9 protein-coding genes, 2 tRNA genes and 2 pseudogenes are annotated in these 10,662 nt (G+C 65.9%); 1 reads left to right on the top strand and 12 read right to left on the bottom strand.

Translation table 11 applies throughout. From position 1 onward, the window contains the following. Positions 1-474: 474 nt before the first annotated feature. From Y694_RS16495 to Y694_RS16485, 3 genes are all read right to left on the bottom strand, one after another. Positions 475-550: transfer RNA gene (locus tag Y694_RS16495), tRNA-Lys, on the bottom strand. 38 nt (positions 551-588) lie between these two features. Then, positions 589-664: transfer RNA gene (locus Y694_RS16490), tRNA-Lys, on the bottom strand. A 68-nt stretch (positions 665-732) separates the two neighbouring features. Beyond that, entirely contained in the window at positions 733-1,599 is an 867-nt protein-coding gene (locus Y694_RS16485) for a transposase (RefSeq protein ID WP_036234440.1), read from the bottom strand. Between the two features lie 133 nt (positions 1,600-1,732). Between Y694_RS16485 and Y694_RS24410 the strand changes: the two genes are divergently transcribed. After that, positions 1,733-2,347: a hypothetical protein gene (locus tag Y694_RS24410; protein WP_152543509.1), complete on the top strand. Its 615-nt coding sequence runs from the start codon at positions 1,733-1,735 to the stop codon at positions 2,345-2,347. A gap of 348 nt (positions 2,348-2,695) precedes the next feature. On the opposite strand, the gene Y694_RS24405 is transcribed toward Y694_RS24410, so the two are convergent. The 9 genes and pseudogenes from Y694_RS24405 to Y694_RS16445 all read right to left on the bottom strand — a co-directional run. After that, complete coding sequence (locus tag Y694_RS24405) at positions 2,696-2,950, bottom strand: histone H1 (protein WP_152543508.1); 255 nt, start codon at positions 2,948-2,950, stop codon at positions 2,696-2,698. 62 nt (positions 2,951-3,012) lie between these two features. Next, a pseudogene (locus tag Y694_RS16475) lies at positions 3,013-3,791 on the bottom strand (ThiF family adenylyltransferase). Further along, positions 3,788-4,579 (bottom strand): tol-pal system protein YbgF, encoded by a 792-nt coding sequence (gene ybgF, locus Y694_RS16470; protein ID WP_011828947.1) that lies wholly within the window; start codon positions 4,577-4,579, stop codon positions 3,788-3,790. Before ybgF ends, Y694_RS16475 begins: the two are co-directional and overlap by 4 nt. Position 4,580: 1 nt before the next feature. Continuing rightward, complete coding sequence (pal, locus tag Y694_RS16465) at positions 4,581-5,120, bottom strand: peptidoglycan-associated lipoprotein Pal (RefSeq protein WP_011828946.1); 540 nt, start codon at positions 5,118-5,120, stop codon at positions 4,581-4,583. A gap of 71 nt (positions 5,121-5,191) precedes the next feature. Beyond that, positions 5,192-6,480, bottom strand: a pseudogene (tolB, locus tag Y694_RS16460) (Tol-Pal system beta propeller repeat protein TolB); the annotation flags it as partial. Beyond that, positions 6,477-6,809, bottom strand: coding sequence for a hypothetical protein (locus tag Y694_RS24395; protein WP_152543507.1), 333 nt, complete (start codon positions 6,807-6,809; stop codon positions 6,477-6,479). The gene Y694_RS24395 and the pseudogene tolB, both read right to left, overlap by 4 nt. Positions 6,810-6,904: 95 nt before the next feature. Next, the gene (gene rng, locus Y694_RS16455; RefSeq protein WP_036234436.1) at positions 6,905-8,377 is read right to left on the bottom strand and encodes a ribonuclease G; all 1,473 of its coding nucleotides are present in this window, start codon (positions 8,375-8,377) and stop codon (positions 6,905-6,907) included. A 39-nt stretch (positions 8,378-8,416) separates the two neighbouring features. Further along, entirely contained in the window at positions 8,417-9,187 is a 771-nt protein-coding gene (locus Y694_RS22715) for a 4'-phosphopantetheinyl transferase superfamily protein (RefSeq protein WP_051495845.1), read from the bottom strand. A gap of 29 nt (positions 9,188-9,216) precedes the next feature. Next, the coding region (locus tag Y694_RS16445) for an alpha/beta fold hydrolase (protein ID WP_152543506.1) at positions 9,217-10,662 on the bottom strand (1,446 nt) is incomplete at its 5' end.

The raw sequence follows: 10,662 nt of genomic DNA, 5'->3' as shown, positions 1-10,662 counted from the left end.
TTTTCGGTCGGCGTCAACAGTCCAAGGCCGATCTGGCGAGGGCAACCCTGATGATCGGCCGCCGACCGGCGACATTGCTGTGCCGAGCGAATCGGCGTAGCGTGCACGGTTGCTCGTCCCCTCGCCGCATAGAACACAACTTCTCTTGCCGCTTGAGCACAACTTGTGTTGAACGAGCGCTGTTCAAAAGCCCCTCCGAATTTACGCTACCAAATGACGTCCTGATAAGAACACTTCTCAGGACAGGGCGGACGCGTTGGCCGGCCGCGCGGCGCGACCGCAGCACCGTTGCCGGACGAGGCCGCGCGATGCGGTGAGAGCGAGAGGGGAAGCAACGCGCACCACGTGTGCAGCCAGTGCGCACGCGCCGATCTACGGCACAAATCCGTCACAACCGACGGAAGCATCCGTCCGATGCGCCCAAGAAAAAAGGACTTAGCTCGCGCTAAGTCCTTGTTTTCTAACCAAGATTTTTGGTGGGCCCTGAGTGACTCGAACACTCGACCAACGGATTAAGAGTCCGCTGCTCTACCAACTGAGCTAAGAGCCCGTGAACTGGCCACGGTGTGCACCCCGTGAGGAGCGCCTTGGTGGGTTGTGCGTGACTCGAACACGCGACCAACGGATTAAAAGTCCGCTGCTCTACCGACTGAGCTAACAACCCGCCGTAGAGCCGCTCATTATAGCCAGACTTTTTTCTCGGATTCAAGTCTGCGCATCACGGGTACTGGTTCACTTCGGTTCGGCCTGCGTAACAACTTCGTCGCCCATGGTGTCGGCCATCATGACGATGTCCTCCATCGTCCACAGCGTGTTCGTGACGCCGGCAGCCATAGCCGGGCTGACGCGCACCGAGCTGTGCACCTTCACGAAGTTGTAGACCATGAAGTAGAAGCTCATCGCGTGCATGTGGTTCTCCATCTTCTTGGAGAACGCATTCGTGAGGCGAGTCATGCGGCGGTTCCCCATCCGCAGGCTCAGGTTCGAGCGCTCCACGATCGAGGTGCTGGCGCGCTTCAAGTCGGGGTTCCCGTTGACCACGGCCTTTGAAGTGGTGACCAGCTCGGGAGGGCTGTAGCGACGGCGGCCTTCGACAGGAGCCGGATCACCGCGGAACGACTTGTTGATCACCGTGTAGTCGACCTTCCCGAGGAAGGCTGCTTCGACGGCATCGGGATACGCGTGCCAGCCGTCCGTCGTCAACTGGATCCGACCCGACAGGCGCGAGGCCAGATCGGCCATGAATTCGAACGCGCAAGCGCGGTCGCGGACGCCGACCAACCAGCACGGCATCAACTTCGTGTCGGGGTCGATCGCAGTGAAGGTGTAGCAGTCGCCGAACTCGTCCGGGTGATCCGGCTTCACGTTCTTGGCCTTCGCGCCGACGAAGCTCCAAATCTCGTCGCACTCGATGCGCTTGCATCGAAGGCCACGCATAGCCCGATCCTGGTAGAGCGCGCATGCGCGCCCAACGTCGCCCAGAAGCTTCAGCACCGTGTTCTTCGATGCTCCCGTGACCCGGCACGCCGCGTTGATGCCCATACCTTCCGACAACACGGTCAGGATGCGGGCGCGGTCTTCGGTGGTCAGGCGGTTCATGTTGCAATTATCGTGTGAACATGAACTTAATGCTAGAGTAAATTTACTCGTTCGTGAAGAATTTCTTGTTACTTGTAGGTCGTGACGGCTATAACTGCGTGATAATCCGCACAGCCTACAAAGGAGCCCTGCCATGTCAGATCGTGCCGCACTCATTGAGCGTGAACGCCGCAAGCTTGTGTGGCTACGGGCGAAGGTGTCTGAGCAGGAGGCGCGGGTACGGGCGCTTGAAGATCTGGCGGATGACCCGCTAGACGAGATGTTCGACAAGGAGACTCGCGGTCAATCTAATGCCGCCGACTCTGTGCAGGCGCCTGCACATGCGCCGCAACCAGTGATTGCATCGACTTCTGTGGTGCACCAGGAAACGCGGCCTCAACGCGAATTGATCGTCTCAGACGCCGCGAGGGTGCAACTTCAACAATTGCTGAAGCCGGTCGCAAGCGCCGCCTGGTCGCGTAGGCCGCGCCAGATCGCGCCCAACTGGGTACGTATCCTGGGATTCATCGGGCGCGAGGGCAAGACCTATACCGAGGTCCGGGAGTTCATTGCCAAGGAAAACCTTGCAATCTCCCCAGAGGCGGCCCGCACCGCCTTGATGAACTACCGAAAGGACTTCGGGTTGGTCGAGAACCCGAAGCGGGGCTTCTACATTGCCACGGAGCGTGCGTTGGCAATCATTGAGGCCCAGAAGAACGAAAGCCCCGCTTTCGCTGAAAACGGGGCTCACGAACCGCAGCCAACGTGACGGAGGCCGCGTAGACTATAGATTCACCGTTTGTGTGGACCAGTGTTAGCGCACTGAGTTCACTCGGCATGGAAGTGGGGAGGCCCCTCTGCCACCTATAGCCCGTCTGACAAGACTTCTGGGAATCTAGTACCAGATTAGGTTGTAGGCAATCAAATCCTCCCCGTCACGCAACCCGCTCACGAGCGGGGACACGCGGAGCTTTGCCTATGCGATATCTACGCCACAGGCTGAAAACCGTCTTTGTGCGTGCGTACACGAGAATCCGATTCGGACAACTCGAGAACGTCACGCAACACTGGCGGTCACACCCTGGCCAAATGGAACTGTTCAGCTGAACGGTCTCCGTTAGCCCTTTGACTTGATCGTCGAGGCGCCGGCTTTGGAACCCGGCGCCTTCTTCGACCAACGGGCCGTGGCCGCGCGCCTCGCCAGCTCCTCCCGCTGCTCAGCAGTCAAGGAATTCATTCTGGACTTGCCACCTTTTTTTCCGCCCTTGCTGCCAGCCTCCTGGCGAGCTGTCGGAGCGATCGGAGCGATCTGATCTGTCGCCTGAAGGAACACCGTGTGCGCGACCTGGGTGAAGTCTTTCTTGGTAGCCATCCAATCACCCTAGCAGATGCCGCCAGCAGGCGCCAGCGAGTCGTAACAACGGGCCATTCAAACTAGACCATTACCGCATCACGGACCACGAGGCCCTCGATGATCTCACCTGCGGCGACCAAACCGAAGGTGGCTGTGACGCTGACGGCGGATCCGTAGCCATGGCAGTTGAGGCTGCCGTCAACCCGGCAAGCCTCGTCGGGTTCGCTCACGGCCTCGCGCGAGAACACGCAGCGCACGCCGATCGCCCCCTTGCGCGCCGCCGCGTGCCGCTGGCGCAGGCGCTGCCGCAGGGACGCCAGCAAGGATCGTGGGTCACCTCGGCCAAGTCTTCGACCTCGACCGCCTGCGCGCGGCGCTTGCCGCCGGCGGCCCCCACCGACACGTAGGGCAAGCCGGCATCGAGCGCCCACGCCGCCAGAAGCGCCTTCGCACGAACCTGATCGCAGGCGTCCACCAGCGCATCGATGCGTTCCGGCAACAGTGCCGGCCAGTTGTCGGCCTCGACAAAAGCTTCGACCGCATGCACCCGGCACGCCGGATGGATCTGCGCGATGCGATCCCGCAAGGCCAGCACCTTGGCCTGGCCAAGGGTGGCGTCGAGGGCCTGCACCTGCCGGTTGATGTTGGACTCGCTGACGTGGTCGAGATCGATCAGCGTGAGTGCAGCCACGCCGCTACGCGCCAGCGCCTCGGCCACCCAGGAGCCGACGCCGCCGACACCGACCACGCCGATCCGGGCCGCCCTGATCCGACGGTACCCGGCCTCTCCGTAGAGCCGCCGAAGGCCCCCGAAGCGGCGCTCCAGGTCGGCTTCGTCAGGCTCCGGCAACGCGCTCACTTCAATGAGGCGAGCCGCTCGCGACCAGCCTGCGCGGCCTCGCTCTTCGGGTAATTCTTCAGCAGTTCGTCGAGCGTGCGGCGTGCGGACTTGGTGTCCTTCAGCTCAAGCTGGCAGTTGGCGATCGACAGCAGGGCCTCGGGCGCACGCGGGTGGTCGGGCGCCGCCGCCACCAGGGCCCGGAAGGACGGAATGGCGTCCTTGTAGTCGCGCTTGCCGTACTGCGCATTGGCCAGCCAGTACAGCGCCGCGGTCGAGTAGCCGCTGCTGGGGTAGCGGCGCTGGAAGGCGCTGAAGGCGTTGACCGCGCCGGCGAAATCACCCTGCCGGAGCACGTTGACGGCCTCGCCGTACAGCCGCGTTTCCTCGGGTTCGGCGAGGAATTCCTTGCCGTCCAGCGTGACCTTCTGCGGCTCCATCTTGCGCAGGCGTTCGTCGATGCCCTGCTGCACGTCCTTCTGCTTGCGCTGCAGTTCGGCCACGTCGCGCTGCAACTGCTCGTCGCTGCCGCGCAGCTTGGCCAGGTCCGCGCGCAGCTGCTCGATGGTGGTGTTCAGGTCGAGCACGCTGCGCCGCAGTTGGTTCACCTGCTCCGTCAACTCGGCTTCGCGCGCCTTGGCGGCCTGATCGACCTGGTCGATGCGCGCGCGCGCATCGAGGATGGCACGGCGGGCCTCGTCGTCGTCGAACAGACCGGCCTGTGCGGCCCCGGCACCCAGCAGTGCCGCAGCCAGGATCGCGGGGCGCCAGCCGGCGATCCTGGCCACCGTGACGGTGCTGCGCGTCATCTCAGCGGTCGCGCAGTTCGGCACGGCGGTTCTTGGCCCACGCCGCCTCGTCGCTGCCGGTGACCGCCGGACGCTCCTTGCCGTAGCTGACCGACTCGATCTGCCCGTCCTGCACACCCAGCAGCGTGAGCGACTTGGCCACCGCCTCGGCGCGCTTCTGGCCCAGCGCAAGGTTGTACTCGCGACCACCGCGCTCGTCGGTGTGGCCTTCGATGACAACGCGCTTCTTGCGGTCGCTGTTCAACACCTTGGAGTAGTTATCGACGATCGGGCGGTATTCGTCCTTCACGAGGAAGCTGTCGAAGTCGAAATAGACCACCTTGCCCAGTGCACCGGCCTGCTGGGCCGACAGGTCGACGTTGGCGACCTGCGACTGGCTGGTCCCGCTGGCCGAACCGCCGGCACCGGCGCCGCCGACCGGAGCCGCGGTGCGGCTTTCCACCGGCGGCTCGTCCAGCTTCACCGGCGAGCTGCAGCCGGCCAGGGCCAGAGCGGCCAGCAGGGCCACGGCAGGGGTGGAGCGGCGGATCATCGACATCATGGTTTTCTCCTCATTGGTAAATGGTGGTCGATCGACGAAACAAGCGCGAGCTCGCAGGGCTCAGCGTCCGTAGGGCCCCAGACCGGCTCGCGCACATCAGCCTGGGTCGACACGAGGCGGGCCTTGATCTTGCCGTCGGTCGTGGTGGTCATCAGCACATCGCGGCCACCGTCTCGGGTGGCGTAGATGATGAGTCGGCCGTTCGGCGCGAAGCTGGGGCTTTCGTCGTCCTTGGTGTCGCTCACCGCGCGGGCGGTTCCGCTGGCGAGGTCCATCACCTGCACCCGGAAGGCGCCGCCGTCGCGCGAGATGTAGGCCATCGTGCGGCCGTCCGGGCTGATCGCCGGGCTGATGTTGTAGCTGCCGCTGAAGCTCACCCGCTCGGCATTGCCGCCACCGGCCGGCACGCGGTAGATCTGCGGGCTGCCGCCCCGGTCGCTGACGAAATAGATCGATTTGCCGTCCGGCGCCCACGTGGCCTCGGTGTCGATCGCACCGCTGCTGGTCAGGCGCTTCACGCCCTCGCCGTCGCGCCCCATCACGAAGAGCTGCGAGCCGCCGTCGCGGCTGAGGGTCAGCGCGAGCTGGCGGCCGTCGGGCGACCACGCCGGCGCGCTGTTCGAGCCGCGGAAGCTCGCCAGCGTGCGGCGCTTGCCGCTGGCGACCTCCTGCACATAGACCACGGCCTTGCGGCTCTCGAACGACACGTAGGCCAGTTCGCGACCATCGGGCGACCAGGCCGGCGAGATGATGGGTTCGGGGCTGGCCAGCGCGGACTGGCCGCCCTCGCCGTCGGCGTCGGTCACCCACAGCGTGAAGCGACCGCCGCCCTTGGTGACGTAGGCGATGCGCGTCGAGAACACGCCTTTCTCGCCGGTGAGCTTCTCGTAGATGGCGTCGGCGATGCGGTGGGCCGCGAGCCGCAGATCGCCGGCAGGGACCGCATAGCTCTGGCCGCCGAGGTCACGGCCCTTCACCACGTCCCACAGACGGTAGCGCACATCGAAACGGCCATCGGCCAAGCGCGTCACCGAGCCGCCGACCAGCGCATCGGCGCTGCGGCCGCGCCAGTCGCTCATCGCCGGCTGGGAACCTTCGTCGAGCACCACGCCGGCGGTGTCGAGATTGCGGAACACCCCGCTGCGCTCGAGATCCGCCCGCACGATGGCGCCCACCGGCTGCGGCGCCTTCTCCTCGTCGCGGAACTTCACGACGCGATCGGCAACTGCGTGGCGCCGACGCCGGAGATCTCGACGCGGAACTGGGCCAGCGCGGACGGCAGCGCCGCGGCGAGCGGCAGTGCCACCAAGCTGCGGCGCAGCATCGAGGGAGGAGAAGACAGGGCTCGAAGGTGGGTCATGCGGCAGAGTGAGCGGCCAGAGCGCCCGCATCGCGGATCGTCGTGTCGAGACGAGGCTCGATGTGAGGCATGCTGTCGGGGAGGAAAGGTCCGTCGGAAGAAGCGACCGGGACATCCGCAAGCGCGGGCTCGTGCACGGTGTCGCCGGCGCGGCGCACCAGGCCGCAGCGCAACAAACTCGATACCCGGGCAGGATACCAGCCGGCACCGGCTGCTCGGACCCCACGGCCCGATGAAAGTCGTGACACGGTGTAGAGCGCCGTCGGAGCCCCGCGGGCGCCGATGCGCGGCGCCTCGCTGCGGTGGATGACGATCACGGACGGCGACATGGTTCGGCCGGCATTGTAGGGACACAAAAGCCGCGGAGTGCACAAGGCCCGCGGGCCGACTGCACTACTGCGCTCCGCCGGCGGAAGGCGGTCCGCTACAGCAGCACGATGTCGTAGGCCTCGGGCGAGAGCCCGGGCTCGGTCTGCAGCGACACCGGCTTGCCGATGAAGTCGGACAGGCCGGCGAGATGCTGGCTCTCCTCGTCGAGCAGCATCTCCACCACCGCGGCGCTGGCGACCACGCGGAACTCCTTGGGGTTGAATTGCCGCGCCTCGCGCAGGATCTCGCGCAGGATGTCGTAGCAGACGCTGCGCGGCGTCTTCACCTGGCCCTTGCCTTGGCAGGTGGGGCACGGTTCGCACAGCAGGTGGGCCAGCGATTCGCGGGTGCGCTTGCGCGTCATCTCCACCAGGCCGAGCTGCGTGAAGCCGCTCACCGTGGTCTTGGTGCGGTCGCGCGCGAGCTGCTTGCGCAGTTCGGCGAGCACCGCGTTCTGGTGCTCCTCTCGAGCCATGTCGATGAAGTCGATGATGATGATGCCGCCCAGATTGCGCAGCCGCAGCTGGCGGGCGATGGCGAGCGCCGCCTCGAGGTTGGTCTTGAAGATCGTCTCGTCGAAGTTGCGCGCGCCGACGTAGCCACCGGTGTTGACGTCGATCGTCGTCAGCGCCTCGGTCTGGTCGATGATGAGGTAGCCGCCGCTCTTCAGGTCGACACGCCTCGCCAGCGCACGCTCGATCTCCTGGTCGATGCCGAACAGGTCGAAGATCGGCCGTTCGCCGTGGTAGTGCTCGAGCTTGGCCACCGAGCTCGGCATGTACTGCTCGCCGAACTCCTTCAGCGCCTCGTACTGCATGCGCGAGTCGATGCGCACGGCATGGGTCTGGTCGTGGGTCAGGTCCCGCAGCACCCGCTGCATCAGGTTCAGGTCCAGGTGCAGCAACGTGCCGGATGGCGCCTTGAAGGCGCGCTCCCGGATTGCGGTCCAGGTCTTGCGCAGGTAGGCGATGTCTTCCGCCAGCTCGACGTCGGTAGCCTCCTCGGCATTGGTGCGCAGGATGAAGCCGCCGCTGCTGCTGCCGCCGTTCGGCGGGGCCACCAGGGCCTGCATGCGCGTGCGCAGCTGCTCGCGCAGCTCGTGCGATCCGATCTTCTGGCTGATGCCGATGCGGTCGTCCTGCGGCAGGAAAACCAGCAGCCGCCCTGCGATGCTGATCTGCGTCGACAGTCGCGCGCCCTTGGTGCCGATGGAATCCTTGATCACCTGCACGAGCAGTGCCTGGCCCTCGAACACCTGCCGCTCGATCGGTGCCGGCGGCGGATTGTCGCGGCCGGGCGCGTCCTCGCGGTGCAGGTCGGCCACGTGCAGGAATGCGGCCCGCTCGAGTCCGATGTCGATGAACGCGCTCTGCATGCCCGGCAACACCCGCACCACGCGACCGGCGTAGATGTTGCCGACCAACCCACGCTCGAGCGTTCGCTCGAGATGCAACTCCTGCACCGCACCGTTCTCGATGATGGCGACACGGGTCTCCTGCGGGGACCAGTTGATCAGGATGTCTTGCATGCAGCCATGGTAGCCGGCGCGTCGAGCTGGACCTGTCGGCTACTCCCCGGACCGGGCAGCCCACGTTCCGCGGACACGACGCCACGCCGCCTCGTCGCACGAACGCACGGATTGCGCCGGTCCCGGGTAGGCGAGACAGCCGAGGTGCCGATCGTCGATCGCCAGATCGACGAAGTTCCACGGTCCGGCAGCTTCCGGGACGTTCCGGTCGTAGAGCAGTCTGACGCGTCCGTCGGCCGCTGCGCCGATGCTCACGAGCTCCGGCGAGCGCTGCAACCCGTTGCCGAGCGCCTTCAGGTAGGCCTCCTTGCGCACCCAGCTCCGCACGAACTGGAATGAACGGCGGGCCGGCGGGCACTGATCGAGGGCGACCCGTTCCTCCGGTGCCAGCGCGACGAGATAGTCATCGAGACCGCGCTCGATCCTCGAGTCGAGTTTCTCGACGTCGATGCCCACGCTCACGCCGTTCGCGAACGCGTGGAGTATCCAGTCGCCGGAATGGCTGCTGTTGAAGGTCAGTGTCCGTCCCGCCGGCATCAGGTGGAGCTTGCCCGAACTGTCGGCAGCGATCGCCGTGCGACCGTTGCCGCTGCCGAGGTAGTGACCCAGCAGCACCTGCAGGCTGGCTCGCCCCCCTTCGAACCGAAGGCGGTCCTCCGGCCGGCGCAAGCGCGCTGAACGCGAGCGCTCCTCGTCGTCGAGCAAGTCGCGGTGCCAGTCCGCGCCGGCTGTGGATAACGCAGCCGTGGCGACGCGCCACACATCGATACCGGGCAGCGGCAGCCGGCTGGCAGCGGGGAACGGCTTCACGGCATTCGACGGGCAGCGAGACGTGTCGGTTAGAGCCCCTGCAAGCGCGTCTTGATCAGCAGGGCAGCCAGCACGTCGGCGTGATCCGCGTCCAGCATTTCCTTGTGGATGCAGTCCATGGATTCGCGATGGATCTCGCCGCGCACCAGCGGTCGCCATCCCATGTACGGATCATCGATCTCGCCGATCTTCAGCTTGTCCTGCGTGCTGCGCACCAGGGTCAGCGAGCCGGGGTAGAGGGTGGGCTCGTAGGCTTCCGACGCGTCGTAAACGATCGCTGCGCTTCGCTTCTGCGCCTTGCCGATGCGTGTCTCGGCCAGGGTACCGAGGTTCTCGAGCAGGTCATGCCCCGAACGCTTGAAGATCGTGGTGAGGAACCAGCGAACGTAACGCACCATACCCGAGGGGCCGAGCGTCGCGGCTCGCTTCACGTAGAGCTTCAGCCGAACCGGCCAGGGGTGGCGCCCAGGAAAGCCGGGGCCGACGGTGTCGAGGAGCACGAGTTGCTCGACGCGCTCGCCGGCCGCGTGCAGGCGCTGAGCCAGCTCGTAGACGAACACGCCGCCCATGGAGTGCCCGGCCAGACGATACGGCCCGGCCGGCTGGACACGACGCAGGTCGTCGAGCATGCGCTGCGCCATGTCGCTGAAGCTCCAGTGCTCGAGCGCCACCGGGTCGAACGCCATCGGATCCAGCACGAACAGCGGCTGCGAAGCACCCAGCGCCTTCGACAGGGCGTTGAATACCAGCAGCGAGCTGCCGTATCCCGAGACGAAGAACAGCGGCAGCTCGTCGCCCTCGGCCTGGATCGGAACCACACAGGTTTCCGGAGGCGCGCTGGTGGCTCGGGCCAGCAGTTGCGTGAGCTGGCGCACCGTCGGCGCCTCGATGATCGACGCAAGCCGAAGCGGCTGGTGGAACTGGCGCTCCACGCTGGCCAACAACTTCAGCGCCATCAGCGAGTGGCCTCCGAGGTCGAAGAAGTCGTCGTCGATGCCGATCGGCGACATGCTCAGCACCTCTTCCCAGATCGCGACCATGCGCCGCTCGGCGTCATCTCGCGGTGCCGCGTATGCCGCCTCGCGGTCGGCAGCCTGCGGTTCGGGCAGCGCCGTGCGATCGAGCTTGCCGTTCGCAGTCAACGGGAAGCTGTCGATGAACGCGAATGCCGTCGGGATCATGTACCGCGGCAGCTTCTTCTCGAGCTGGATGCGCAGGTCCGCGATCGCGGGCGGCGCAGCCGGGTCGGCGGTCACCAGATAGGCGACCAGGCGTTCGTCGTTCGCGGCGTAGCTGCGGGCCAGCACGACACTCTCCCTGACGCCCGGGCACTCGTTGAGCGCGCACTGGATCTCGTCGAGCTCGATGCGGAAGCCGCGCAACTTGACCTGGTGATCCACCCGCCCCATGAACTCCAGCGTCCCCTCCGCTCGCCAGCGTGCCAGGTCTCCCGTTCGGTACAACCGACCGCCCTC

Source organism: Methylibium sp. T29-B, assembly GCF_000576225.1.
Taxonomy (GTDB): domain Bacteria; phylum Pseudomonadota; class Gammaproteobacteria; order Burkholderiales; family Burkholderiaceae_C; genus Methylibium; species Methylibium petroleiphilum.
Note: the sequence above shows the minus strand (reverse complement) of the source record. Positions and strands in the feature narration are given on the sequence as shown.

Bases quoted from the DNA above. Each gene is read 5' to 3' on its own strand.
- Y694_RS16485 (WP_036234440.1), bottom strand. From the start codon at position 1,599: ATGAACCGCCTGACCACCGAAGACCGCGCCCGCATCCTGACCGTGTTG.
- Y694_RS24410 (WP_152543509.1), top strand. From the start codon at position 1,733: ATGTCAGATCGTGCCGCACTCATTGAGCGTGAACGCCGCAAGCTTGTG.
- Y694_RS24405 (WP_152543508.1), bottom strand. From the start codon at position 2,950: ATGGCTACCAAGAAAGACTTCACCCAGGTCGCGCACACGGTGTTCCTT.
- ybgF (WP_011828947.1), bottom strand. From the start codon at position 4,579: ATGACGCGCAGCACCGTCACGGTGGCCAGGATCGCCGGCTGGCGCCCC.
- pal (WP_011828946.1), bottom strand. From the start codon at position 5,120: ATGATGTCGATGATCCGCCGCTCCACCCCTGCCGTGGCCCTGCTGGCC.
- Y694_RS24395 (WP_152543507.1), bottom strand. From the start codon at position 6,809: ATGTCGCCGTCCGTGATCGTCATCCACCGCAGCGAGGCGCCGCGCATC.
- rng (WP_036234436.1), bottom strand. From the start codon at position 8,377: ATGCAAGACATCCTGATCAACTGGTCCCCGCAGGAGACCCGTGTCGCC.